Source organism: Bacillus sp. FSL R5-0712, assembly GCF_038593285.1.
GTDB lineage: Bacteria > Bacillota > Bacilli > Bacillales > Bacillaceae > Bacillus > Bacillus safensis.
Genome location: NZ_CP151981.1, coordinates 570,266 through 594,148 on the forward strand (window position 1 = coordinate 570,266; position 23,883 = coordinate 594,148).

Annotated in this window: 23 protein-coding genes, 7 tRNA genes and 3 pseudogenes; 25 read left to right on the forward strand and 8 right to left on the reverse strand. The window is 39.5% G+C overall.

Going from position 1 to position 23,883, the window contains the following annotated elements; genetic code table 11:
- Window positions 1–92 precede the first annotated feature (92 nt).
- The 8 genes from NSU11_RS02725 to NSU11_RS02760 all read left to right on the forward strand — a co-directional run bounded on the left by NSU11_RS02725 (window position 93) and on the right by NSU11_RS02760 (window position 2,838).
- On the forward strand, window positions 93–1,940 hold the full coding sequence (locus tag NSU11_RS02725) for a sigma-54-dependent Fis family transcriptional regulator (RefSeq protein ID WP_311165065.1): 1,848 nt from the start codon (window positions 93–95) through the stop codon (window positions 1,938–1,940).
- Window positions 1,941–2,163: 223 nt separating this feature from the next.
- A tRNA-Asn gene (locus tag NSU11_RS02730) sits at window positions 2,164–2,238 on the forward strand.
- Between the two features lie 4 nt (window positions 2,239–2,242).
- Window positions 2,243–2,333: transfer RNA gene (locus tag NSU11_RS02735), tRNA-Ser, on the forward strand.
- Between the two features lie 9 nt (window positions 2,334–2,342).
- Window positions 2,343–2,414 (forward strand) — tRNA-Glu (locus tag NSU11_RS02740).
- A gap of 20 nt (window positions 2,415–2,434) precedes the next feature.
- Window positions 2,435–2,509 (forward strand) — tRNA-Gln (locus tag NSU11_RS02745).
- 31 nt (window positions 2,510–2,540) lie between these two features.
- Window positions 2,541–2,616 (forward strand) — tRNA-Lys (locus tag NSU11_RS02750).
- A 7-nt stretch (window positions 2,617–2,623) separates the two neighbouring features.
- Window positions 2,624–2,706 (forward strand) — tRNA-Leu (locus NSU11_RS02755).
- A gap of 48 nt (window positions 2,707–2,754) precedes the next feature.
- Window positions 2,755–2,838 (forward strand) — tRNA-Leu (locus NSU11_RS02760).
- 112 nt (window positions 2,839–2,950) lie between these two features.
- Here NSU11_RS02760 and NSU11_RS02765 read toward each other — a convergent pair.
- Window positions 2,951–3,125: pseudogene (locus NSU11_RS02765) on the reverse strand (site-specific integrase); the annotation flags it as partial.
- 114 nt (window positions 3,126–3,239) lie between these two features.
- On the opposite strand from NSU11_RS02765, the pseudogene NSU11_RS02770 reads away from it, so the two are divergent.
- From NSU11_RS02770 to NSU11_RS02780, 3 genes and pseudogenes are all read left to right on the forward strand, one after another.
- Window positions 3,240–3,385 (forward strand): annotated as a pseudogene (locus NSU11_RS02770) (hypothetical protein); the annotation flags it as partial.
- Window positions 3,386–3,534: 149 nt separating this feature from the next.
- On the forward strand, window positions 3,535–4,080 hold the full coding sequence (locus NSU11_RS02775) for an HAD-IIIA family hydrolase (RefSeq protein WP_008346879.1): 546 nt from the start codon (window positions 3,535–3,537) through the stop codon (window positions 4,078–4,080).
- Between the two features lie 253 nt (window positions 4,081–4,333).
- Window positions 4,334–4,411, forward strand: a pseudogene (locus NSU11_RS02780) (hypothetical protein); the annotation flags it as partial.
- A gap of 187 nt (window positions 4,412–4,598) precedes the next feature.
- On the opposite strand, the gene NSU11_RS02785 reads toward NSU11_RS02780, so the two are convergent.
- Window positions 4,599–5,162, reverse strand: coding sequence for a GNAT family protein (locus NSU11_RS02785; protein WP_008346769.1), 564 nt, complete (start codon window positions 5,160–5,162; stop codon window positions 4,599–4,601).
- A gap of 214 nt (window positions 5,163–5,376) precedes the next feature.
- On the opposite strand from NSU11_RS02785, the gene NSU11_RS02790 reads away from it, so the two are divergent.
- The 4 genes from NSU11_RS02790 (at window position 5,377) to NSU11_RS02805 (ending at window position 8,683) form a co-directional block, all read left to right on the forward strand.
- Window positions 5,377–5,889 carry a GrpB family protein gene (locus NSU11_RS02790; RefSeq protein WP_008346767.1) on the forward strand — a complete coding sequence of 171 codons (513 nt, stop codon included), beginning with the start codon at window positions 5,377–5,379 and terminating at the stop codon, window positions 5,887–5,889.
- A 223-nt stretch (window positions 5,890–6,112) separates the two neighbouring features.
- Window positions 6,113–6,316 carry a cold shock protein CspC gene (gene cspC / locus NSU11_RS02795; RefSeq protein WP_008346765.1) on the forward strand — a complete coding sequence of 68 codons (204 nt, stop codon included), beginning with the start codon at window positions 6,113–6,115 and terminating at the stop codon, window positions 6,314–6,316.
- 335 nt (window positions 6,317–6,651) lie between these two features.
- The gene (locus tag NSU11_RS02800) at window positions 6,652–8,265 is read left to right on the forward strand and encodes a PPC domain-containing protein (RefSeq protein ID WP_232516916.1); all 1,614 of its coding nucleotides are present in this window, start codon (window positions 6,652–6,654) and stop codon (window positions 8,263–8,265) included.
- Window positions 8,266–8,299: 34 nt separating this feature from the next.
- Window positions 8,300–8,683: a hypothetical protein gene (locus tag NSU11_RS02805; protein WP_034622752.1), complete on the forward strand. Its 384-nt coding sequence runs from the start codon at window positions 8,300–8,302 to the stop codon at window positions 8,681–8,683.
- A gap of 121 nt (window positions 8,684–8,804) precedes the next feature.
- Here the strand turns inward: NSU11_RS02805 and NSU11_RS02810 are convergent, their stop codons facing one another.
- On the reverse strand, window positions 8,805–9,854 hold the full coding sequence (locus tag NSU11_RS02810; protein ID WP_048240345.1) for an NAD(P)-dependent alcohol dehydrogenase: 1,050 nt from the start codon (window positions 9,852–9,854) through the stop codon (window positions 8,805–8,807).
- Window positions 9,855–10,049: 195 nt separating this feature from the next.
- Between NSU11_RS02810 and NSU11_RS02815 the strand changes: the two genes are divergently transcribed.
- Entirely contained in the window at window positions 10,050–10,451 is a 402-nt protein-coding gene (locus tag NSU11_RS02815) for a MerR family transcriptional regulator (RefSeq protein ID WP_008346757.1), read from the forward strand.
- 43 nt (window positions 10,452–10,494) lie between these two features.
- Here the strand turns inward: NSU11_RS02815 and NSU11_RS02820 are convergent, their stop codons facing one another.
- Together NSU11_RS02820 and NSU11_RS02825 are read right to left on the reverse strand one after the other, a co-directional pair.
- Window positions 10,495–11,226 carry a glycoside hydrolase family 16 protein gene (locus NSU11_RS02820; protein WP_122631439.1) on the reverse strand — a complete coding sequence of 244 codons (732 nt, stop codon included), beginning with the start codon at window positions 11,224–11,226 and terminating at the stop codon, window positions 10,495–10,497.
- A 251-nt stretch (window positions 11,227–11,477) separates the two neighbouring features.
- Window positions 11,478–12,188 (reverse strand): alpha/beta fold hydrolase, encoded by a 711-nt coding sequence (locus NSU11_RS02825; protein WP_122631438.1) that lies wholly within the window; start codon window positions 12,186–12,188, stop codon window positions 11,478–11,480.
- 206 nt (window positions 12,189–12,394) lie between these two features.
- Between NSU11_RS02825 and NSU11_RS02830 the strand changes: the two genes are divergently transcribed.
- The 6 genes from NSU11_RS02830 (at window position 12,395) to NSU11_RS02855 (ending at window position 18,748) form a co-directional block, all read left to right on the forward strand.
- Window positions 12,395–12,967: a TetR/AcrR family transcriptional regulator gene (locus tag NSU11_RS02830; protein ID WP_024425406.1), complete on the forward strand. Its 573-nt coding sequence runs from the start codon at window positions 12,395–12,397 to the stop codon at window positions 12,965–12,967.
- A gap of 79 nt (window positions 12,968–13,046) precedes the next feature.
- On the forward strand, window positions 13,047–14,486 hold the full coding sequence (locus NSU11_RS02835) for a DHA2 family efflux MFS transporter permease subunit (protein WP_342493786.1): 1,440 nt from the start codon (window positions 13,047–13,049) through the stop codon (window positions 14,484–14,486).
- A gap of 193 nt (window positions 14,487–14,679) precedes the next feature.
- On the forward strand, window positions 14,680–15,573 hold the full coding sequence (locus tag NSU11_RS02840) for an alpha/beta hydrolase (RefSeq protein WP_311165067.1): 894 nt from the start codon (window positions 14,680–14,682) through the stop codon (window positions 15,571–15,573).
- Between the two features lie 390 nt (window positions 15,574–15,963).
- Window positions 15,964–16,725 (forward strand): SDR family NAD(P)-dependent oxidoreductase, encoded by a 762-nt coding sequence (locus NSU11_RS02845; RefSeq protein ID WP_185854125.1) that lies wholly within the window; start codon window positions 15,964–15,966, stop codon window positions 16,723–16,725.
- Window positions 16,726–16,810: 85 nt separating this feature from the next.
- On the forward strand, window positions 16,811–16,957 hold the full coding sequence (locus NSU11_RS02850; protein ID WP_180992606.1) for a hypothetical protein: 147 nt from the start codon (window positions 16,811–16,813) through the stop codon (window positions 16,955–16,957).
- A gap of 642 nt (window positions 16,958–17,599) precedes the next feature.
- Complete coding sequence (locus NSU11_RS02855) at window positions 17,600–18,748, forward strand: type II asparaginase (RefSeq protein WP_044335118.1); 1,149 nt, start codon at window positions 17,600–17,602, stop codon at window positions 18,746–18,748.
- Between the two features lie 35 nt (window positions 18,749–18,783).
- Here NSU11_RS02855 and NSU11_RS02860 read toward each other — a convergent pair whose 3' ends face one another.
- Both NSU11_RS02860 and NSU11_RS02865 read right to left on the reverse strand, forming a co-directional pair.
- Window positions 18,784–19,677 (reverse strand): alpha/beta hydrolase, encoded by an 894-nt coding sequence (locus NSU11_RS02860; protein WP_311165068.1) that lies wholly within the window; start codon window positions 19,675–19,677, stop codon window positions 18,784–18,786.
- A 56-nt stretch (window positions 19,678–19,733) separates the two neighbouring features.
- Window positions 19,734–20,186, reverse strand: coding sequence for a helix-turn-helix domain-containing protein (locus NSU11_RS02865; RefSeq protein ID WP_025093559.1), 453 nt, complete (start codon window positions 20,184–20,186; stop codon window positions 19,734–19,736).
- Between the two features lie 421 nt (window positions 20,187–20,607).
- Here NSU11_RS02865 and NSU11_RS02870 point away from each other — a divergent pair, with 421 nt between their 5' ends.
- From NSU11_RS02870 to NSU11_RS02880, 3 genes are all read left to right on the forward strand, one after another.
- Window positions 20,608–21,213, forward strand: coding sequence for a TetR/AcrR family transcriptional regulator (locus tag NSU11_RS02870; protein ID WP_024427803.1), 606 nt, complete (start codon window positions 20,608–20,610; stop codon window positions 21,211–21,213).
- Between the two features lie 31 nt (window positions 21,214–21,244).
- Window positions 21,245–22,447 carry an MFS transporter gene (locus NSU11_RS02875; protein ID WP_248351604.1) on the forward strand — a complete coding sequence of 401 codons (1,203 nt, stop codon included), beginning with the start codon at window positions 21,245–21,247 and terminating at the stop codon, window positions 22,445–22,447.
- Window positions 22,448–22,589: 142 nt separating this feature from the next.
- On the forward strand, window positions 22,590–23,378 hold the full coding sequence (locus NSU11_RS02880; protein WP_311165069.1) for a GNAT family N-acetyltransferase: 789 nt from the start codon (window positions 22,590–22,592) through the stop codon (window positions 23,376–23,378).
- Here NSU11_RS02880 and NSU11_RS02885 read toward each other — a convergent pair.
- Window positions 23,370–23,843: a GNAT family N-acetyltransferase gene (locus NSU11_RS02885; protein WP_025093555.1), complete on the reverse strand. Its 474-nt coding sequence runs from the start codon at window positions 23,841–23,843 to the stop codon at window positions 23,370–23,372. The genes NSU11_RS02880 and NSU11_RS02885 overlap by 9 nt on opposite strands.
- Window positions 23,844–23,883: the final 40 nt, after the last annotated feature.

Below are 23,883 nucleotides of genomic sequence, written 5' to 3' on the forward strand. Positions count from 1 at the left end.
TCTATCCGAATGACTTCCTGGGTCAGCCAATAATTGAAAGCGCTTTTATAATTATCTATAATGGATAAAAAGCCCCCAGAGGAGAGGATGGAATGAATCCGACGCCTTGTTATTTAAATACTTGGAAACGTTTTGTTCATGAAGGTTTGCTTGATAGGTCTCGTCTGGATAAGAGAGTGATGGAGTCATGGCACAGATGTAAACAGGCAAATGTGAACCCGTATTTAGATAAAGGACAGTCGTTGTTAGAAAAGGAGTTATTCAGTGTTCAAAAAAAGAAGTACTCACTATTCCTAAATGCAGCTCTTCCTTACTTAAATAAAATCAGTCAGCAATTAAAAGAATCGGACATGATGGCATTACTTATCGATGCAGATGGTTATGTGCTAAGTCTGACAGGAAGTCAAAGGACACTGGTAGAAGCGAAAAAAATAAATTTTATGGAGGGCGCGCGCTGGACCGAAGCCGATGTGGGAACGAACGCTATTGGAACGGCACTGGTCATTGGGGAAGCCGTAGCGATCAACGGAACTGAGCATTTTTCAGTCGCTTCCCACCATTGGAGTTGTTCAGCGGCCCCTATTCGTGATGCAGACGGCACGATCATAGGAGTCATTGATATCTCCTGTATGGCGGATCAAAGGCATCCTTTTATGCTTGGGATGGCTTCAACAGTTGCATATGCCATCGAGAGAGAAATTCAGGTCCAGCAAAAAAGGAAAGAGATGGAGCTGATCAGTCATTGTCTCCAGCAGGTAGAAGCGGACGAACCATATGTTGTCTGTAATGAGAAAAAGCAGATTGTTTTGGCAAGTAAGCCGATTAGAGACCGATTTTCAGACTGGTACGGAATGGATGTTGAGCTGCTCATGGACGATACATTTGTTACACGGGACAAGCAGATTATTCAGTCAGAACAAGACGGAAAGCTGCTTGGGATGTCTTTTTCTCTTGAAGAAGCAGCGAAGAGTAATATGACCGTTTCTTTTTCTCAATTTCCCGGGGAATCTGGAACAAGTGCGGTATTTCAGCAGACACTTAGCGAATTGAAACGAGCGGCACAAACAGATGTAAATGTATATATTTGGGGAGAAACAGGTACAGGGAAAGAACTGGCCGCTCGAGCGATTCACTTAGCTAGTGAAAGAAATAAAGGACCGTTTATTGCCGTTAATTGTGGAGCCATACCAGAAAGCCTGTTAGAAAGTGAACTATTTGGTTATGCTGAAGGAGCATTTACAGGGGCAAAACGTCATGGAGCAAAGGGGAAATTTGAGCAGGCGCAAAAAGGAACGCTCTTTTTAGACGAAATTGGCGAAATCCCTTATGCGATGCAAGTGGCCCTTCTTAGGGTCATTGAAGAAAGAAAAGTCGTACCGCTCGGAGGGACACACGAAATCCCTTTGGATATTAGAATCATTACAGCGACACACCGAAATATGAACGAACTGCTGAAGGAAGGTAAAATACGAGAAGATTTGTATTACCGACTTCATGTCTATCCAATCAACATCCCGCCGCTTAGAGAAAGAAAAGAAGACATTGTTGATTTATATCGTTACTACCAAAAGAAACACCAATGGAATGCAGTATTTCCTGAATCTTTTTTTCGTAAGCTAGAAGCGTACCACTGGCCAGGAAACATACGAGAGCTTTTTAATCTGTTTGAACATATAAGGGTACTGTTTCCTAAAGGAGGATGGATTGGTGAATCGCAATATGCGGCGGTATTAGAGACGATGGATCAGAAAAAGCATAAGCTGCCTCCAGTAGAATGTACCGAGATTCCAAAAGAGCTCACGTTTAGGGAACGTATTCAAAAGCAAACAGTGATAGAAGCACTGCACAAAACGAAAGGTCATGTGACAGAAGCAGCGAGGCTGGCAGAGGTGCCAAGAAGCACCTTTTATAAGTGGATGCGAAAGTATAAGCTGTCATGAACTCATAGGGAGCGCAGCAGCAAGGAGGCCTTGGTCTTTCAGTTAGAGGTCGGGGTCTTTCTGTCATGTCTAAACAGAAAACAAAAAGGAAGGAAGAAAGGCTTGACTGTTATATTAGTATATGTTAAATTATAAAAGCCGTCGCTAATGAGACAGGAATGAAACACTTAAAAATTCTTGACACATTTTTCTGGCATAGATATAATGAAACATGTCTTATTATTCCGCAGTAGCTCAGTGGTAGAGCTATCGGCTGTTAACCGATCGGTCGTAGGTTCGAGTCCTACCTGCGGAGCCATAATGGAGAAGTACTCAAGTGGCTGAAGAGGCGCCCCTGCTAAGGGTGTAGGTCGCGCGAGCGGCGCGAGGGTTCAAATCCCTCCTTCTCCGCCATTATTGTATGGCCCGTTGGTCAAGCGGTTAAGACACCGCCCTTTCACGGCGGTAACACGGGTTCGAATCCCGTACGGGTCATGTTTTGTTTTTTGATTCGTTGGGCTATAGCCAAGCGGTAAGGCAACGGACTTTGACTCCGTCATGCGTTGGTTCGAATCCAGCTAGCCCAGCCATTTTTTATATATGTTTTTCTGCATAGCAGATGAGCCATTAGCTCAGTTGGTAGAGCATCTGACTTTTAATCAGAGGGTCGAAGGTTCGAGTCCTTCATGGCTCACCATTGTCACGCGGGTGTGGCGGAATTGGCAGACGCGCTAGACTTAGGATCTAGTGTCTTTATGACGTGGGGGTTCAAGTCCCTTCACCCGCATTGTTTTTCCAAACAGTGCACTTATGAATATATGAGCACATCATACACGCGGTCGTGGCGGAATGGCAGACGCGCTAGGTTGAGGGCCTAGTGGGTGAATAACCCGTGGAGGTTCAAGTCCTCTCGGCCGCATCTAAAAAACCAAAGGTGGTAGACCTTTGGTTTTTTTATTTTTTATAACTTCTAAATGAATCTGTCCACTGATCTTAAGTAAGTGGGCTTTTTTTGTTTGAGGTTGATATTTTTATATAATGTCATCCAATTTTTCTTCAGCCATAGCCTTTTGTTTGTTAGGAAATAAGTGAACATATACGTCTATTGTTGTCCGAATAGAGGCATGTCCTCTTTCTTTGATTGTATAATATTCTTCTTCTTGAAATTAATAAAGCAACATGAGAGAGCCTAAGATCATGCAGCCTAGCCTTATTTTCTTTGTTTTGGGCTCTATTAGTACATGATGTTCTCCATTAATAAATGTTGAGGCTTTGTTGACATCAATTTCTTTCTTATATCTATCGTGGTCTATTTTGTCACAAGAGTTTGCTGAATATCGTTACACATTTTACAAGACAAGTTATTTGCTGGATGGTCTAATGACGAGCTTAAAAATTTATATTGAGAAGCAAAAGATAAAAGGGTGTTACTTCGTGTAGCGTCCTTTTTATCTTGGAAAGAATGAAACAAATTGAAAAGAAGAAGAGTGGAAAAGATTTTAATTGTATTAGGGGACTTTAATAATAAATATTTATGATAAACTGATGTCATCAAAATTTTCTAATTGAAATGAATCTTAACGTAGGAGCAGTTGCTAGATAATGGAGGTATAACATGAAACAGATAGAAGCAATTTTTTTAGATAGAGATGGAACAATTGGTGGTGATGATACTATTCATTATCCCGGAAAATTTGAACTCTTTCCTTATACAGCAATTCAAATCAATAAACTAAAAAAAGATAATGTGAAAATATTCTCTTTTACAAATCAACCTGGTATATCAAGTGGATTTGCTAAAGTAGAAGATTTTAAAGAGGAATTGAAAGGTTTTGGTTTTGATGAAGTATATATATGTCCACACGGTCATAATGATGGATGCTCTTGTAGGAAGCCTGGCATAGGAATGTTAATGGAAGCTCAACAAAAACACGATTTAACTCTCGAAAATTGCGTCGTAATTGGGGACCGTTGGAGTGATATTGTTGCAGCTGATAAAGTAGGAAGTATTAAAATTTTGGTTAGAACTGGGGCTGGTGAATATTCACTTCGTGAACACTTTGATAAATTAAGTGGGATTAAAATAGATTATATAGCCAATGACCTTAATGATGCTATAAACTGGTTGTATAAAAATTCTTGTTTAAATAATCAAGTGTAATATTACCCTGCTAATGAGAGCTGTCAATACAAACAAGGTGTTTCAACATGTAGCATCTTTTTTTGAAATAAAAAGGTTACGAGTCCTTTCATAAACAGAGTGTTGAGGTCGTTGGAATTAAGGTAAACCAGTAGAAGTGATGGTGACGGAATTAAAACAGACCGAACTATGAAAAATGACAAGAAACATGAAAGCTAACCAGGGGGAAATTGCTTAGAAATCTATGAATGGAGAGTGAATCGAATTGCTCCATAAAAAAAAACAAAAAGCACCTCGTGACCGGTCGAAGCTGATTGCAGTTACATTGTGGTCTTGTGTTGGGAGCCTGCTGCTGAAAACTTTCTGTCAGAGTTTATTAATGAAAACACCAGATTATGAAGAAGTAAAGGCAATAAGGACAAAGTTAGAGGAGTAGACCCACTTATCAAGGCCAAAATTAAAAAACATAGCATATAATTAATATGCTATGTTTTTTCTTGTTACACTAATGCACCCATTACTTTAATTGCTACATAAGGTTATCTTATGATGGAATAAAAACAAGTGTCAGTCAGCTTGTTGCCATCTGCGGATAAATCATCATTTCTTAAAGTGCCTTCAAATACAAAGCCAAGTTTTTCTGGGATAGCCCGACTTTTAAGGTTTGTAGATTCACACCTTATTTCAATTCTTCTAAATTTGATATTGTTTAATCCGAAGTCAGCTAATTTCTCCACTGCTTCTGTCATATATCCATTCCCACTAAATTTAGTATTTACCCAATACCCAATCTCACATTTAGGAATGGTCCAGTCAATCCTCTGAAGGCTAGTTGTCCCAATGAAGTGATTGCTGTTTTTATCAAAAATAAGAAAACGGAAACTTTCCCTCTTTAAAAAATTGATATGAGCATTTCTTAAATTGATCTCTGTTTCTTCAGCAGTAGGAAGTTTTTGAGCGAATGGCAACCACGCTTTTAATTCAGAAAAGGAATCCTTTATTGCTTGGTTTACAATTTTCCCGTCTCCTGTTTGGTGTGGTGCTCGAAGAATGAGTCTTTCTGTTTCTAACTGTAAAGGAATATCTAACAATAAAGGGTTCATTTCATTTCTCCTCTCGGAATTTTATATTTTAGCGTGTATGGAGAGTATTTAGTTCATACTGTTCGTTGTCAATTTATTGTAGCAGATACTTGATCGATTCTTTAGAATATGAAGGTGCATCTTAAGTAAGTGGAATTTTTGTTTGAGATTGTTCTCTGTTTAGTTATTTAAAATTTCCAACTGAACAACAAAATCATAAAGTGGGGTTGAGTAAATGCTTGGATTACCAAGAGGGGAAGTTTTTTTAGTTCCTTGGTTTGCTGAATGGGTCAAAGAATTTGATATGGAAAAGAAACGAATAGTAGAAGTTATCGGTCAGTACATAGTGAATGTCCACCATATAGGAAGTACAGCAGTAAATGGTTTGAGTGCGAAACCCATTATTGATATAGCGATCGAAATCAATCATTTTCTTGACGGAGAACAGTGCGTAACAGCTTTGCAAGGGCTGGGTTATTCTTATAGAGGGATCAATGTGTTACCTGAAAGACACTATTTCAGTAAAGGAGAACCACGTACACATCAAATCCATATGTATCAAACGGGCAATAGATATCTACTCGAACAAATAAATTTTAGGGATTACCTGAGAAGTAACGAACTAGCAAGAAGTGAGTACCAACAGCTTAAACTTAACCTAGCAAATGTAAATAAAAATGACAAACACAAATATGCAGAGGGAAAAACAGAATTTGTTAAGTCGATTTTAGATAAAGGTTCTCTTTAGGTGCTGAAAAAATTGATTTTATGCACAAGAAAAATCGCTGCAAAGAAGAGTTTCTTCTTTCTAATCAACAAATTGCAATTATTACCGATTCATGCTATAATGAAAAGTAATTATTTTTGTTCGGCGTAAAGGATAGTATGAAGATTGACTTTTCGTCTTGAGGGTACTTTGGGCAAGGATAGTATAATACATTGTGTGGTAAACGCACGAGGAGGCAACAATCATGGAACAAGGTACAGTAAAATGGTTTAACGCAGAAAAAGGTTTTGGATTTATCGAACGTGAAGAAGGCGACGATGTATTCGTACATTTCTCAGCTATCCAAGGCGACGGATTCAAATCTTTAGACGAAGGTCAAAAAGTATCATTTGACGTAGAGCAAGGTTCTCGTGGAGCTCAAGCTGCTAACGTTCAAAAAATTGCTTAATCTTCATTCTTTTAAAACAGGTTCTCTACGGAGAGCCTGTTTTTTTTGCATGAAAAAACCCTACTCAACGTACAAGTAGGGAGATGGTACAAGGTATTCGTAAAAATTTCATGCTTCAAAGGTTAGTTTAGTATAACATACTGGATTGACAATATGCGGAATTTCCATAAATTAATTTCTTTTATTTTCTTTATAAAGCGGACTGTTCAGTCATTCTGTTATTAAGAAAGATTGAAATGAAGTCATAATTTACTTATTAATCAATTAAATGAATATTTTTCCGGAGTGGAATATGGTAAAATCATTATGTTCTTTCTATAAAAATTGGAAATGTGGTGAATATATTGAAACGTATTTTGGGATCTTTTGTTTTTATATTTATCTTCAGTTTTTCTTTTGTTTTATTCGCAAGTGCAGAAGAGGTGAACATGTCATCTGGAGTCTCCATAAATGGAGAATTGAAATCCAAAAGTTCAATGAACCGATACAATTTTACAACGAATGCTGATGGAGAAGTATACATCAGGCTAGATAAGGCATCTGCCTCTTTTAGTATTACTCTATATGATTCGAAAGGGAATAAGATAGATTCTAATGAATCTTCATTTCCTGGTGAAGCTCTGGTTATCGATAATAAATTGAAAAAAGGGAATTATTATATTGAAGTTATGCCCAGTGAATGGGAAGGCGTAACTAAAGGTACATATCAACTAAAGGCGACATATCCAGGTGCTTTTAAGCGTAATTTAACAACCTTTGAACCAAACGACACTTTTGAAACAAGCATGAAGGTATCTAATGGTACCTATTATAAATCAACGATTGATAGTGAAATTGATAAGGATGTTTATCAGTTCACTTCCAACAAAGATGGTGAGTTATATCTTACTTTAGATCAGGAAACATCTGAATTAGAAGTCACTGTCTATAATGAGAACAAAAATGAAATTGTATCTGACTATACGTGGAATGCTGGAGAGAATATTGTCATTCACGAAAATATAAAAAAAGGAACCTATTATGTCAAAATAAAACCATACACCTCTAATTGGGAAGGAATATCAAATGCTAAGTACCGACTTAAAGTGACGTATCCAGGTTCTTTTAAAAGAGATTTAAATACTTACGAACCAAACGACACGTTTGAAACAGCAAGTCCGCTCATCTCAAATCAATATTACAAATCAAAGCACGAATCGGATTTGGATAGAGACGTATATCAATTTTCAACAGTGAAAGATGGAAAAGTGAAGATTAATCTAGATAAAATAACAGAAGGAGCCTCTATCGCTTTATACGACAAGAACGGTAATGAAATCACTAGGGAATATTTACCTGATATCTTTGGGACAAGTCCAGTTATTGATTTAAATCTAAAAAAGGGCAAATACTATATTGTTGTTGAGCCTAGACATTGGGATGGTGTATCCAGTCAAACATATCGTTTAAAAGCATCTTATCCAGATAAAACACCAAGCATAAACACAGTAACTGATCAATCAACAAATATCGTAGGTAATGCGGAAACGAATGCCAAAGTTTTCGCATATATTGGTCAAAAAAAATTAGGCTCTACAAATGCAAAAAAAGGGAAATATTCAATCAAAATTCCTAAACAAAAAGCTGGAACTTTAATCACTGTGTATTTAGTAGATTCTAATGGAGCGAGAAGTGGCAGTAAAACAATAAAAGTGTTAGATAGAACGCCTCCCGCTATACCAAGTGTTAATAAAATCACAAAAAATACAACGGTTATAACAGGTAAAGGTGAAAAATATGCTACAGTGTACGTTTATCATAAAAACAAGAAGTTAGGAACTGCAAAATTAAATAAAAATGGACAATTTAAAGTGAAAATAAAAAAACAGAAGAAAAATGCATTGATAACCGTTTATTTAAAGGATGCTGCCGGAAATAAGAGCAAATCTAAAGTGGTAAAGGTTTATTAGTGGACTATGTAAGACAACTTAAGGAGATATTGAAATGCTAAAACGATTCTTATTTATTTTTTCAACGCTCCTCATGGCGATTGCAGTATTATTTATCGCCGCAAAGGATTCACCTGGGAAGAACACGATTTCGTTAGATGACCCATTACCATTTATGCTGTCAGTAGGGATGGTGGTTTTCTTATTTATTCCTCCTTTGGTGATGTCGTTTTTTGATCATATTGTGGTTAGAGTAATATCTGGAATCTATCAATGTTTTATTGTGTTCTCATTCCTTGTCTTAATCCCTATAGGCTTTTTTATTCCAAACGGGGGAATGACTATTTTGATTTCAATTTTAGGCTTTTTGGTTAGCTTGTCCAGTATGGTCGTTACATTTATGCGAGGTCATCATAAAGAAAAAGGAGTTAGCATATAGCGATCCATAAAAAAGCCACGACTCAATAGAGAAGTGGCTTTTTTACGTTTGATCAAAAATCATAGAATTCTCTTCGGTCAGTCATAAAGTAATAAAATACTGCCATTTCAAAGAATATCAATCATAACGTCGAAATATCAATCACAAACCGGTAACGCACATCACTTTTCAGCACCCGTTCATACGCTTCATCAACTTGATTAGCGTTGATGACTTCAATTTGTGGTGCGATGTTGTGAGCAGCTGCGAAATCGAGCATTTCTTGTGTTTCTTGGATGCCGCCAACGAGTGAACCAGCAATGCTGCGGCGGCCGGAAATTAATGAAAAGACGTGGAATTGATCCGGCTTAGGCGGTGCACCGACGTTCACCAAGGTTCCATCTACACGGAGTAAGGACAAATAGGCATCCACGTTAATGTTGGCAGAGACTGTATTGAGAATGAGGTCATACTGACCGGCTAGTGTCTGAAACGTTTCAGGATCACTTGTAGCAAAGTAGTCTTTTGCGCCAAATGATAGTGCTTCTTCTTTTTTATTCAAAGAGCGGCTCAATACCGTCACTTCAGCACCTAGAGCGCTCGCGAATTGAATGGCGACATGACCGAGTCCGCCCATTCCGACGATAGCAACCTTTTTGCCAGGACCTGCCTTCCAGTGCTTTAATGGTGAATAAGTGGTAATGCCAGCACAGAGAAGAGGACTTGCGGCATCAAGGGGCAGTTGATCAGGAATGCTGACGACAAATCGTTCAGTCACAACAATTTTTTGACTGTAGCCGCCATAAGTCGGCTCCCCGTCATAGTCACGGCTGTTATACGTTTGGACAACCCCTTTTGTGCAATACTGCTCGTCTCCATTTTGACAATATTCACAGGTACCGCATGAATCCACAAAGCAGCCAACGCCTACACGGTCTCCGATCTGAAACTTTGTCACATCATCCCCTACAGCTGCAACGACCCCAGTAATCTCATGACCTGGAACCATCGGGAAAATGCCGCCGCCCCATTCATCAAAAGCGCTGTGGATATCTGAATGACAGATCCCGCTAAATTGAATATCAATTAAAATATCATGTGGACGAAGAGCTCTTCGTTCAATGGTCGTCCGTTCAAAATTCGCTTTTGCGTGTGAAACACTTAAAACATTTGATTGGTGCGTCTGACACATTCTTGATCATCCTTTCAAAAATAAGATTCGATTCTTTCTTCTATACTGTACGTCTTAAAGTGAACTCTAAGTCAATAGAAAACCCTCTTCAGGCTTTTAATAAAAGAATTGAGCCAAAAGCATCTTGCTTTCTTTTTCAAAATGGAGATGATGAGGAAAGGGAGATCGGAAGGTAAGAGAAAGAAGGAGAGTACAATGAAAATAGCACAAGCAGCAAAACAGCTCGATTTATCCACTGCGACACTTAGATATTACGAAAATATTGGTTTGATTAGGGAAATCAAACGTGACGATCATGGGATTCGTGATTATACAGAGGATGATCTTCAATGGATTGAATTTATCAAGTGTATGAGAAATGCAGGGCTCTCGATTGATGCGCTTAGAGAATATACAGCCTTATTTTTTGAGGATGATGATCATACGTTATCTTCGCGAAAAAACATTTTGGTCAATGAACGAGAAAGACTCGTCCAAAAACAAAAGGAAATCGAAGAGACCATTAAACGGTTGGATTTCAAAATAGAAAGTTATGAAGATATTATCCACAATCATGAGAAAAAACTCGCTCATCAGCTGAAAACTCATTCTAATTAAACGAAGAAAAACCTGTGACAAGTCACAGGTTTTTTTGATAGAGTTATCTTTTTGTGTAACGCACCCAGTTATAATGTGCGTGGAGCGGGGTAACACCGTTGTAGGAGCCGAGCCATTCATCGACACCTGCACCATTCCACAGGTTCATCATAATTTTCCCTGGTGTTTGAGGAATTTGAGTGGTGGCGGTATGTTTTAATTGTCCATCGACATACCATTTGATAGAGTTTGGCTGCCAGTCAAATGCATACGTGTGATAAGAGTTCGCTGCATCGAAACCAAGGTTGACGATCTTTTCATGATTTCCTACACCATTGGTATAGTAGTTAAACTGTACCTTTGTCGTATCTTTTCCTAGAAATTCAATGTCAATCTCATCCCAAGGCGTGCCATCAGTCGGTCCCGTATAAGTGAAGAAAGAAGAGACGATCCCCACATTTTTGGCTGGCTTCATGTTGACTTCATATAGCCCATAGCCGTACGTTTGAACGGAGCGGTTTTCTCCGCAGTCAAACTTGTTATAGGCAGGACTTGTGAGTGATAAACGCATTTCACCTGATGAGGTCATCGACACGTTATTTGCACGCCACGTACAGTTAAACATGTTTCCATTCGAGTATCCATCGGCTTTTTGCCATAACCCCGTATTATAGTTGTTAAAAGGTTCATAAAACGATCCACCCGTTTGTGCCGAGGCACCCGCAGTAAATGTGGATAAACTCAAGACTAATCCAGTGACAACCAGCATCAACATTCGTTTTACATGATAAGACATATAAGCATTCTCCTCTCCTTTTTGGAAGCGCTTTCTTAATAGATCATACATGATTCTGATAAAATGGAAAATCGGTCTAATTTCTGATATTAAGCAGGAGAGGTTGCTAGAATCTTCCCTTATTCTTGGGAAATGAAGTATCAATAGAAAAGGATCAAAAACACCAGTAGTGATGGTTGGGTTTTTAATCCTTTATATATGTGTTTTCTTTTTTGATCAGCTACCGAAAAAATCTTTTCGTATGCTGTTTACTATTTTTCTGTAGCTGCAATATCTAATAAACAGCCCACGAGTTCTTTTTTCCTAGAATAGAACGGAAAATGATCAGCATCAAGGGTATAAATACGTTCAAAAGATCTAGTGGCATACATCTGTCTTTGCAAGTCAATCGGAATGGAGCGGTCTTTTGTTGTTTCAATATATACGCTAGGCACATGTCCAAAGCGTATATTTGTTAGAGAGACCTTATCTTCAAAAGGCTGAACAGGCTGTGGGCGTATATTCCTTTTGAACAATCGCAGATCTTCCTCCGAACTTTCGTTGAGCATATCCTCTGCAATGAATTCTTCTATTAATGTAAGGGTCTGATCCTTTTCGTTCAACGTTGCTTTAGGACCACCTGATGCAATATCACTGACGGCTTGTCCATTCTCTGGGACAAAGGCGCAGACGTATACAAGTTTTTTGATCTTCTCTGGTATTTCCTCTGCTGCTTGTGATATGACCATTCCGCTCATACTGTGTCCTACTAAAATGACAGGCTGGTCTATTTTGTCAATTGTTGAAACAACTTTTTTTACATAGCTTTTTAGTGATACGTCCTGTGGAGGCGTAACATCTTCGCCGCTGCCAGGTAAATCAATAGCAACTACTTTATGACCTTTTTGTTGAAGAGCAGGTGTTATTTGGTCCCAGCACCAGCCACCTTGAAATGCACCATGAACGAATAGGAATGTATTCAATGAGATCACCTCTATTGTTTGATGTAACTATTATAGTTACACTTAGAAATACAGTCAAATGATATCGATTAAAAAAGAATGATTGACAAAGCGGACAGTTGTCCGTAAGATAATACCGTTACAATTGTCCTAAAGAGAAGCAAAGAAATTTGATTTAACACATAGAGATAAGTGTCATGTGGATGAAGGTAAAGAAGGTGAGCATGGTGGAAAAGGATATTGGGGAGGAAATTGAAGAGATCGCATTCTCCTTGTTTCAAGAATTTGGTGTAGAAAATGTCAGCATGCATAAAATTGCGAAAACAGCTGGTGTTGGGCAGGGCACTTTATACCGCCGCTACGCCAATAAAAGTGATTTGTGCCTTTCTATCCTTGGGGAGAGATTTGAACAGCTGATCCCAGCTTTGCATCTTTACTTGAGCAAAATAAGTGATCAGCCGGTCCGTGAACGTTTGCGCTACGTTCTCGAAGAAATTCATCTGATCGTCGGTCACCATTTAGACTGGATTCGAATGCTCACAATCTCTGGGAATTTAGAGCAGACAAGTAAAGTGTATGAGAGTCATTACAGTCAATCACTTAGACAAATCATTCGTGATTTGCTTGAAGAAGCGAGAGAAAAGGGAGAAGCGAACATACAGGATATAGAACTGACAACGTTATGTATGTCCTCTCCAATGACGCCTGAGCTCATGTTTTATATACATGAATCTGGCTATTCAATCGAAAAAATTGCTCAATTTGCTGCAGAAAAACAGATTTTATCCGTCTTTCAATAGACATGAAAGTGGCTCATTTCTGACCACCCTGACTTCCTAAGGTTCATCTAAATTGAAAAAGAAAAGGAGCCAACTTAATATGAACAAACAGAAAGCAGCAGCTTCTGAAATTCGAACGCTGCCCATTATTATTTCTTTTATCACAGCTGGATTTATTGGCCTGTTCAGTGAAACGGCATTAAACATGGCGCTGAGAAGTTTAACGTTAGACTTTGGAATTGAAGCGACGACTGCTCAGTGGTTGACAACAGGATATTTATTAACACTTGGTATTCTCGTACCGATTTCAGGACTCATTCTTCAATGGTTTACGACAAGACAGCTTTTCATTACATCGCTCGTCTTTTCAATCATCGGAACATTTATTGCAGCGGTTGCGCCGGTCTTTAGTATTTTAATGGTAGCACGTGTCGTGCAGGCAGTCGGCACAGCATTGCTTCTGCCGTTGATGTTTAATACGATTTTGGTCATCATCCCGCCTCATAAACGAGGCAGATCGATGGGGATTATTGGTCTTGTGATCATGTTTGCACCAGCTGTCGGTCCAACCGTCTCTGGTCTTATTCTGAAATCGCTGACGTGGCATTGGATTTTCTGGATTTCACTTCCTTTATTAATTGCTGCACTCGTATTTGGTTATATCTTTATGCAAAATATTACAGAACCAACAAGACCGAAAATCGATATCTTATCAATTGTGCTTTCAACCATTGGTTTCGGCGGAATTGTGTATGGCTTTAGCAGTGCCGGAGAAGGCGGCGGCTGGAGCAGTATGCATGTCATCGTGGCAATTGTAGTTGGTGTCATAGGGATTCTCGTGTTCTCCTTAAGACAGTTGAACATGAAAGAACCAATGCTGAACTTAAGCCCGTTTAAATATCCGATGTTTGTCATTGGGTTACTTTTGATTTTAGTGTGTATGATGGTGATGCTGTCTGCTATGATGATTTTGCCATTGTATCTGCAAACGTCCTTGGCGCTTTCTACATTTACAGCAGGTTTAATGCTATTGCCAGGTGGAATTATCAACGGACTGCTATCCCCAATCATGGGTGGTCTATTTGATAAGTTTGGTCCAAAATGGCTTGTCATTCCAGGTCTTGTCATTGTCGCAGCGACGATGTTTGGCTTTACGAATCTAGGTGTGAATACGTCGATTGGATTCATTGTAACCCTTCATATTACATTAATGATCGGAATCGCGATGATCATGATGCCTGCTCAAACAAATGGATTGAATCAGCTGCCGCCAGAGCTATATCCGCATGGTACAGCGATTATGAATACATTGCAGCAGGTGGCAGGAGCCATTGGTACTGCGATCGGTATCTCGATCCTTTCATCAGGAGCCCGCAGCTTTATGGAAAATGTGTCTGATCCCGCAAATCCGATGAATCAGCTGCTCGCCTTTACAAATGGCGTCCAGCATGCATTTATCTTTGCAGTGATCATGACGATCATCGGTTTGATTATTGCCTTCTTCATTAAACGAGTGAAGGTAGAACAGCAAGTATCATAAGAGAAATGAAAAGCACTGTGGACATAGCGCCGCAGTGCTTTTTTATTTGCTCAATGCTTGTTTCAAAGAGAGTGAAAACGGGGAGATAGTTAAAAAATGAACATTGAAAATTTGTTGCTGGTTTAGTAGGAGGAAAAGAGGAAAAGGAAACGAATGAGTAACTAAGAAATGAATAAGATAGGAGTCTGAGATCATGAACTTAGAAGAACAAATCAAAATCGCTGCTTCATTACGCCAGCCATCTGAAGGTTCATTAGCGAGTCAATCGGAACTAAAGCCAGTAAATCCTCCTGATGTGAACAAAATGGAATATGACATTCCAACAAGTGCTGGCGAAACAAAGGTGTGGGTGTTTAAGCCAGTGAACACATCAAAGCAGCCGCTTCCTGTTTTTGTGAATTTACATGGCGGCGGATTTATCATGGGCAGTGCTGAAATGGATAATCCATGGTGTCCAGTCATTGCAGACCGGGCGCAATGTATCGTGGTCAATGTCGAGTATCAGCTTGCTCCTGAGCACCCTTTCCCAGCCGCTCTCCATGAATGCTACGATGTACTGAAGTGGCTGTATGAACACCCTGATGAACTTCAAATCGATCGGAATGCATTAGCTATTGGTGGACATAGTGCAGGAGGAAATCTGGCAACGGCTGCTTGTCTACTGAATATTCAAAAAGGAAATACACTCCCAATTGCCTATCAAGTGCTTGATTATCCGCCACTTGATCTGGCCACTGATCCAGCACAAAAGCCAGCGTTTGAAGAAGCGATTCCAGTTGAATTGGCGAGACTCTTTAATTCCTTCTATCTGCAAGGCCAAGATCCGCACAATCCGCTCGTTTCTCCGGTTTTTGCAGATCGTTCATCCTTAGCACAAATGCCTCCAGCTCTCGTCATCACAGCAGAGAGGGATTCGCTAGCTGAAGAAGCCGAGCAATATGCTGCCAAATTAAAAGAAGCTGGGGTAGACGTCACGTACAAACAATTTAAAGGAGTTCCTCACGGCTTCACGCATGTGGGAGATTTAGCCATAGCTGAAGAAGCTTGGCATCTGATGGGGGATCAATTAAAGAAGGCGTTTGAATAAGAAAAGTAGAGTGATTCAAAAGCACAGGAGACAATGGGCCTGTGCTTTTATTACTATTTCTGAAAAAGAAAAGTGAATGTAAAAAGGGTCAGATATCTTTCCTCAAGGAATTATCCCTGGCTACTATATGAATAAGACTCATTGGAATTCCATTTACCTTGATGCAGACATTTGTAGAGGAGTTAATTGAACATTCCTACCAATTGGTTTTTCAAAAATGAACAAAAAATTTCAACATGACATCCTCCAAAATGATTCAAAAGGAAGTGACTGCGGAGTTGTATGTAAGTTAGACATAATGCCATCATTTGACTCTCTTCAAAATTGACTTGAGCGAAACGCTGTCGTTATAATTTAACCAGTTAGAAGACGCGAATAGGGGGATATAAAATGGGCTATACAGTCATTACAGGAGCAAGCTCAGGTATTGGATATGAGGCGGCTCTCGCCTTTGCAGCAAGAGGGAAAAATCTTATATTAGCTGCACGCCGGCTCGATAAACTCCAAGAATTGAAGAAGAAGATTCATGATCAATATCCCGATATCAAAGTAGTCATACAGTCAGTCGATTTAACAAACATAGAGCAAGTGTATTCATTTTATGAGTCATTGTCAGATTATGAGCTGGATACGTTCATTAATAATGCAGGGTTTGGCCACTTTGGCTCTATAGGAGAACAAGATTTAAGTAAAATTGGGAATATGCTTCATCTGAATATCGAAGCATTAACGATTCTATCCACCTTATTTGTTCGTGATTATGAGCAAGTAGAGGGGGCTCAGCTCATTAACATTTCTTCACGAGCAGGCTATACAGTCGTTGGCAATGCGGTCACCTATTCAGCAACGAAGTTTTACGTGAGCGCCTTTACAGAAGGGCTGGCCCTAGAGTTGAAAGGAAAAGGAGCCAAATTACAGGCAAAAGTATTAGCGCCATCTGCGACAGAATCAGAATTTGCAAAGCGTTCATTGGATGTAGACGAATTTGAATATGAAGGCAATTTCAAGAAATATCATACATCAAAAGAAATGGCAGCTTGTATGCTTGAGCTTTATGACAGTGAAAAAACAGTCGGTATTGTGGACGGAAAGACATTCGAATTTGAATTAAAAGATCCGATCTTTTCACATGCTGGTACAGTTATGAAATAAAGATTCCATCACTGAGGGAGATATCCTCAGTGATTTTTTTATGGTGTGATTGACTGTGTGGTCAAGCATAGGAGGAATGTAACAAGTGAAGGCGATGAAGCATCACAAAATTGCCCTTCATTACTATACAGAACAGGATTTTGTACGTCCTAGGAAGATCGCTCAAAATGGATACCGATTAGATGAGAAAAATGCTTTAAAGAAACTAATGAAAAAAACACCTTCGCGTTAGGTGTTTTTTTCATGCATTCTTTGATAAAACAAAGAATCACAAGTCCAGTAGATAAGACTGCTCATGATGATGATGGGTAAAGACGCCTTACTCCCAATTCCATCAATAAAAAAGAGCATAACAACCATTGCTATCAGTAAATACGCAGCTAAATAAAGAGGATGGAAAGCCTTTGGCTGCAAAGAAAACAATAACTGCAAAGGAACCGCAAAGACGAAATAAAAAACAAAAAAGATAGGAATATAAAATATCAGAAACGCAGGCTCAGCTTGAATAGGTGGAAATAAGCAGACAAACAAGCCGAGTAAAATAGAGCTGATGAATAGTGTGATTAGGATTTTGTAAAAGGGTTGAAGCGAATGCAAAATGTATACTCCTTTTTTGTAAAATTTACTATATTTTATCATAAATTCATTATCAAGCGTCGGTTATTTTTAAAATACGCCACCTTCAATACTCAACTTAATTACAGCAAAATTAGGTAATAAGAATTGAATAAATCATTAATATAACGCCCTTTTTACCTTTATTTGGTTCTATATCTTTGGCCTCATGTCGATGAATGAAGGTATGGTATAAAGTAAAGCCTATAGAAAGAGATTTAGCCATGAAATCCATCAAATGAGGAAAAGAGATGATCCAATGAACATGACAAAATGGTTAGGTGCTGTCCTTCTTTCTGTTTTATTACTGGTGACAGCAGCCTGTGCGAACACAGGCACTCAAGAGAATACTCAAAGCGAAAAAGAAAACGTATCCAATGAAACAAAAGAGAAAAACAAAGCAGTTGAAACAGGGAATAAGTCCTTATCAAATATTAAGGTATTAGCCACAGGGGGGACGATTGCTGGCAGTTCAGACAGTGATACAGATACGACGGGCTATAAATCTGGTGCACTTGGCATCGATAAAGTCATCGCTTCAGTTCCACAGCTGAAGGATATTGCAAATGTCACGGGTGAGCAGGTAGCGAATGTTGGAAGTGAAAATGTTGATGATGCTCTTCTTTTAAAATTAGCCAAGCGAGTGAATGAACTATTAAAAGATGATCAAGTAGATGGCATTGTCATCACGCATGGAACAGATACACTTGAAGAAACAGCTTACTTTTTACATCTGGTTGTCAAAAGTGATAAGCCTGTTGTGGTCGTTGGCTCAATGAGACCGGCATCGGCTATCAGTGCAGATGGCCCGCTTAACTTGTATCATGCGGTGAAAATTGCATCCACCAAAGAAGCAAAGGGTAAGGGGGTCATGGTCACATTAAATGATCGAATTGCTTCGGCTCGATTTATTACGAAAGCAAACACGACCACAACCGATGCCTTCAAGTCACTTGAGCAAGGATACATCGGAGTAGTTACTGGTGAAGTGGTGTCCTTTTATAACGAACCGACAAGAAAACATACAACTGAAAGCGATTTTGATGTATCGAAGATAAAAGAATTGCCACAAGTCGATATTTTATACGGCTATCAAAATGATCAAAAATATATGTATGATGCAGCAGTAAAAGCAGGTGCGAAAGGGATTGTTGTAGCCGCAGCAGGAAATGGAACGATGTCAACAGAAGCCATCAAAGGAGCAGCAGATGCAGTGAAAAAAGATGTGGTTCTCGTGCGATCAAGCCGTACAGGTAATGGGATTGTCACCCACGAAAAAACGGATGATGAACATCACTTTGTGTCGTCTGATTCATTAAACCCGCAAAAAGCACGTATTCTGCTCATGCTGGCACTAACGAAGACAAAAGATCCAGATAAAGTGCAGAGGTATTATGAACAATATTAATGAAGAAAAAGACCCGAGGCATATTGGGTCTTTTTTTATGCATGTTCCTGATGTTCAGCACGCTCCTTTAAAGAGAGTAAAATATGTCGCCAAATATCGTCTACATCAATAAGAAAGTGCCCTGCTTGATCTATATAATGGGTTTTGACGTTTGGAATCGCCTGAGCTATTTTTTCTATTTCTACAAATGGAGCCATTGTATCTTCTTTTCCGTGCCAGACATCAACAGGAATTTGAATATCTTTCATATCGAATGCCCATGGTTTCGAGAGTAAAATGGGTTCACGAATACATTCATCCACCGATTGACGAGTCGCTTCGTGTAAATGTGTCATCATCATCTCTAACTGCTCATCGGTTTGAAGGAATTGCCGATCCCACGGATGTAAATGCTTGTTCCCGTTTTTGGCCAGCTTCTTAAATTTCTCTGGTTTGTTCTCAATCATTTTCTTCTGGGAACGATAGCTTGCTTTCAATAGCCAAGGAAACTTCTTACTAAGGAAAAAAGCCAATTTGTTTTCTTTCAGCATACTTTTAGGCGGTTTCCCGTTCTGAAAAGGGGTTGTACTTGAGATCAGTGCAGCTGAAAGGACGTGCTCCGGCAATTGATAGGCACAACCAGCAGCGAATGCGCCGCCTCCAGATACACCCATCACTGAAAAATGTTGAATACCAAGATCATCTGCCACTTCCAGCACGTCTTTTGCCCAGTCTAAAATTGTACGGTCAGGTAGAGGGGTAGATAAACCAAATCCAGGTCGATCAACACAGATGAGACGAATGCCGAGTTCTTGAGAGATTGGATCATCATCTAAAAACATCACTCTTGATCCAGGTGTCCCATGAAAAAAGAATACTGGAAACCCCTCAAGATCACCGTATTGAGTCAAACCAACGTACCGGCCATCTTGTAAATGAATGCTTTGCATATTTTCATCCCCTTAATAGTTTAGATAACTTAAATGTTGATGAGAGAAACACCGTATTAAGGCGCTTCTTTTGCAATCTGATAGATTTTTTCGTATAGAGATAGTAATGTTTTTAAATCTTCTTTTGGAAGCTTTGCATAATATTTTTGTATAAGGTGCAGTTGAATGTCTTCCGTATTCTTGTGATAGTCATGGCCCTTTTGAGCAAAATCAACAATGATTTCTCTTCGGTTATGTGGATTAATTTCTCGTTTGACATAGCCGAGCTTCTCAAGCTTTGATACAAGCTGGCTAGCTGCGCTGGCAGAAATCGAAAAGTAATCAGCTAATTCATTGATTGTTCTCGTTTTCGTGCGCAATAGCTCAAGTGTCAGCTCTTGTTTGGCTGATAAATCTGCATACTCATGTTTTAAAAATCGCTGATACTCTTCTACATAAATTGAGCCTAGTGCATTCGAGTATTCAATGATCTTTTTACCGTAATGAATGATTTCCTCATCCAATGACATCACCTCTCTTTTATTATAGGCAATCTTTATATTTAAGTGAAGTTAAATATAAAGAAAAGTTAAATGAATGACGGATATACTTGAAAGGGAGATCACGGGTATATCCACTTTTTCATCAAAAAGGGACAAAGAATACTTCCCATGATTCCCGCACATTCATAAAATGTCGTTGGCTTGAATTTGAACACGTAGTACGCCAAAGTAGCCATGAAAAGGTCGCAGAAGAAAAATACGTATAAGTCCTTTTTGGTGATAGCGCAAATGACTGTTCTGTTTGTTTTCACATGAATCACTCCTTATGAAGTCAATGCCTTTTTCATTGTATTATGATAAAAATCCATTTATAATAAAAAAATAAACCAACTGGTCGGTTTTATTTTGTCCGTATGAAGAAATGCAGGGTAGAAAGGGATTGTGACACATGACAAGTACACAAAGCGGGGCTGGAAAGAGTGAGAAGACGAAGCAAAAAATCGTCACCGCTTCTCGTGATTTATTTGCGAAAAAAGGATATTCAGAAACATCCGTGCGCGATATTTTAGAGGCTGCTGAGGTGAGTAAAGGCAATCTCTATCATCATTTCAAAGGAAAAGAGTTTTTGTTTCTTCATATTATGGAAGAGGATCATCGTTTGATGATGGAAACGTGGCATGAGGAGAAGAAAACACAGCACCGGGCTGTCGATAAGCTCGCTGCATTTGCAGAGATGCTCAGTCAAATGGGCATTAACTACCCATTAATGAGAGCGAGTGAGGAATTTTGTGCCAGTGCTTTTACATCAGACGAAGTCATGGAGCGGCTGAACAAGATTGATGTCGATTTTGATGATGTGATGAGAGATATCTTACTTGAAGGAAACAAAGATGGCAGCTGGTCGATCCAGCATGTGGAGTCAAAAGTGAAAATATTACTTTCCGTTTTTTATGGATTAGACGTGTTATATAAAAATGACACCATTGAGCAGAAGAAAGAGTTACAAAAAGAGGCGATCTCATTGTTTATTCACGGAATCAACCATCATGAGTAACAAGTGAGTCAGTAAAGGGGAAACAAACATCATGCAAAAACCGATTCGTGAGCAAAAAGCAGTACTCGTGATTTTATTAAGTAATATATTTATTGCGTTTTTAGGCATTGGTCTCATTATTCCTGTCATGCCGCTATTCATGAATGTCATGCATCTAACAGGGAGTACGATGGGATACCTTGTGGCGGCGTTTGCCGTTGCCCAGCTCATCGCATCACCTATTGCAGGGAGATGGGTAGACCGCTACGGAAGAAAGATTATGATTGTGTCTGGGCTGTTTCTATTCGCGTTATCAGAACTCGTTTTTGGTCTTGGAACACACGTGTACGTCCTGTATGTTGCAAGGCTTCTAGGCGGTATTAGTGCGGCATTTATTATGCCGGCTGTCACTGCATATGTCGCAGATATTACGACCGTTCAAGAAAGATCAAAGGCGATGGGCTATGTCTCTGCGGCCATTAGTACCGGTTTTATCATCGGCCCGGGAATTGGCGGGTTTATAGCAGAATACGGCGTACGCCTGCCATTCTTTTTTGCGGCAGGGATTGCGTTTATTGCCGTCATTTCGTCTATGTTTATGCTGAAGGAGCCTTTAACAAAAGAAGAGCGAGAGAAGCAAATGAATGAAGTGAAAGAATCGACTTTCTTTAAAGATTTGAAAAAATCAATTCATCCAAGCTACCTCATCGCCTTTATCATTGTGTTTGTCCTCGCATTTGGACTATCTGCATATGAAACAGTCTTTAGCTTGTTCACAAATCATAAGTTTGGATTTGGTCCAAAAGATATTGCCGTGATCATTACCGTCAGCTCGATTGTGGCAGTCATCATCCAAGTACTTGTGTTTGGTAAACTGGTAAATGCCCTAGGAGAAAAAAGAGTCATTCAGCTATGTCTGATTATCGGGGCTGTCCTTGCTTTCGTTTCAACCGTTGTTTCAGGCTTTTTGGTTGTTCTGATTGTGACATGTGTCATTTTCCTTGCGTTTGATTTATTGCGTCCAGCATTAACGACCTTCTTATCCAAAATCGCTGGCAACCAGCAAGGATTTGTCGCAGGGATGAACTCTACCTACACAAGCCTAGGTACGATTTTCGGGCCGGCACTTGGCGGCATTTTATTCGATCAAAATATTCACTTCCCATTTTTATTCGCAGGTGTTGTCTTATTTCTTGGATTAGGCTTAACCCTGATATGGAAGGGGAAAGTGACAGAAGAAGCATCAGTAGAATAATATCATCCAGAATGTAAGAGACCTTTTAAATGAGGTCTCTTTTTTAAAAAAATTGCGCCTTTGCTGCAAAATCCCTTTTTTGGCAAAGAATTCTCTATGTCAGCAGCTTTTTCTTTATAATGGAAGGAAAGGAGGAGAAATCGTGCATCTATTGAAGCAGCAAAAGGCACCATTAATGAAAAAAGGAATTCGACAGATCGATCCGGCATATCCAGTGTTTGTAGATGCGGTCATGGATGGCATGATACAAGGACATCTTTATGTAGATGATGAAGCGCATCCGCTTGTTTATTTTCTCGAAGCTTCATGGGGCATTTATTATGTGGCAGGAAGGAGTGAAGCGGAGCTGTTGCGCTGTTCAGACTTCATTGTGGATGTGTACGAAAGGCAGAAAAGACAAAACGGCCGATTCACCTTATTTTCAGCAAATCCATTAACTGATGCGATGATGAAAAAATGTCTTGGGTTACATCTGAATGAGATGGAAAGACATGCGTACGTTTATTCACAGGCATATTCTCATGCCACTCAGCCTCATCCAGGCTATAGAGTAGAGCGGACAAATGAGCAGGTGATGACTGCAAGCAGTGCTTTCCCTTCTAGCTATTACGAAGCCTATTGGGGAGAAACAGCTCGTTTTCTATCAAAGGGAATCGGGATTGCCATTTTAAATGGAGAGAACGTGGTCAGTGAATGCGTCTCTATTTTTTCAAGTATGGATCGTGCGGAGATAGATATTTGGACAGATGAGTCTTATCGCGGAAAAGGTTTGGCGCTGCTGGCAGCTCAGCATATGATCAGCATCTGTCTTGAAAAAAAGAGGACACCGCATTGGGATTGCGATGTCCATCACCTAGCTTCAATCAAACTGGCAGAGAAGTTAGGCTTTCAGAGGCTCAAAACCTATCGATTGTTTTATGGTTCAAGATGAGAAGGTTTTGAGATACCACGCATCCATTGCAGAATGCTCAGAGCCTTCAAGCGGTTCTGAAAGAAGAGAAAAGCCATATCGCTGATAAAGGCCTATAGCTGCTGTTAATTCCCGGCGGGTTTCTAAATAACACGCTTCGTAGTATGCAGAGGCATATTCCAGCGCCGTATCCATCAGTTTTTTGCCCGCACCTTTTCCTTGTGCTTTTGGACTTAAATAAAGCTTTTGTAATTCACATACTCCCTTTGTAAATGGAGCAATCCCTACACCGCCCACAATCTCACCCTGCTCTTCAGCAATCCAATAGGCTGCATGAGTCAATGATTGATAGTATTCGAAAAGCTGGTCAAGTTGGGGATCAGTGTAGGCTGTTCCTTCAATCGCTAGATTCGCTGATTCTAGTGACTGGCGGATAATCGCTGCGATATACGGGTTATCTTTTTGCTCAATGGGTCTAATGTTCATTTGAAGTACCTCCATTGTTATGGGTTAGGAGTTGATATCA

Coding starts and splice junctions, on each gene's coding strand:
- NSU11_RS02805 (WP_034622752.1), top strand. CDS start 8,300: ATGCTAAAACGATTCTTATTTATTTTTTCAACGCTCCTCATGGCGATT.
- NSU11_RS02810 (WP_048240345.1), bottom strand. CDS start 9,854: ATGTGTCAGACGCACCAATCAAATGTTTTAAGTGTTTCACACGCAAAA.
- NSU11_RS02855 (WP_044335118.1), top strand. CDS start 17,600: ATGAACATGACAAAATGGTTAGGTGCTGTCCTTCTTTCTGTTTTATTA.
- NSU11_RS02835 (WP_342493786.1), top strand. CDS start 13,047: ATGAACAAACAGAAAGCAGCAGCTTCTGAAATTCGAACGCTGCCCATT.
- NSU11_RS02725 (WP_311165065.1), top strand. CDS start 93: ATGAATCCGACGCCTTGTTATTTAAATACTTGGAAACGTTTTGTTCAT.
- NSU11_RS02865 (WP_025093559.1), bottom strand. CDS start 20,186: ATGTCATTGGATGAGGAAATCATTCATTACGGTAAAAAGATCATTGAA.
- NSU11_RS02870 (WP_024427803.1), top strand. CDS start 20,608: ATGACAAGTACACAAAGCGGGGCTGGAAAGAGTGAGAAGACGAAGCAA.
- NSU11_RS02860 (WP_311165068.1), bottom strand. CDS start 19,677: ATGCAAAGCATTCATTTACAAGATGGCCGGTACGTTGGTTTGACTCAA.
- NSU11_RS02840 (WP_311165067.1), top strand. CDS start 14,680: ATGAACTTAGAAGAACAAATCAAAATCGCTGCTTCATTACGCCAGCCA.
- NSU11_RS02815 (WP_008346757.1), top strand. CDS start 10,050: ATGAAAATAGCACAAGCAGCAAAACAGCTCGATTTATCCACTGCGACA.
- NSU11_RS02785 (WP_008346769.1), bottom strand. CDS start 5,162: ATGAACCCTTTATTGTTAGATATTCCTTTACAGTTAGAAACAGAAAGA.
- NSU11_RS02875 (WP_248351604.1), top strand. CDS start 21,245: ATGCAAAAACCGATTCGTGAGCAAAAAGCAGTACTCGTGATTTTATTA.
- NSU11_RS02790 (WP_008346767.1), top strand. CDS start 5,377: ATGCTTGGATTACCAAGAGGGGAAGTTTTTTTAGTTCCTTGGTTTGCT.
- NSU11_RS02775 (WP_008346879.1), top strand. CDS start 3,535: ATGAAACAGATAGAAGCAATTTTTTTAGATAGAGATGGAACAATTGGT.
- cspC (WP_008346765.1), top strand. CDS start 6,113: ATGGAACAAGGTACAGTAAAATGGTTTAACGCAGAAAAAGGTTTTGGA.
- NSU11_RS02845 (WP_185854125.1), top strand. CDS start 15,964: ATGGGCTATACAGTCATTACAGGAGCAAGCTCAGGTATTGGATATGAG.
- NSU11_RS02885 (WP_025093555.1), bottom strand. CDS start 23,843: ATGAACATTAGACCCATTGAGCAAAAAGATAACCCGTATATCGCAGCG.
- NSU11_RS02820 (WP_122631439.1), bottom strand. CDS start 11,226: ATGTCTTATCATGTAAAACGAATGTTGATGCTGGTTGTCACTGGATTA.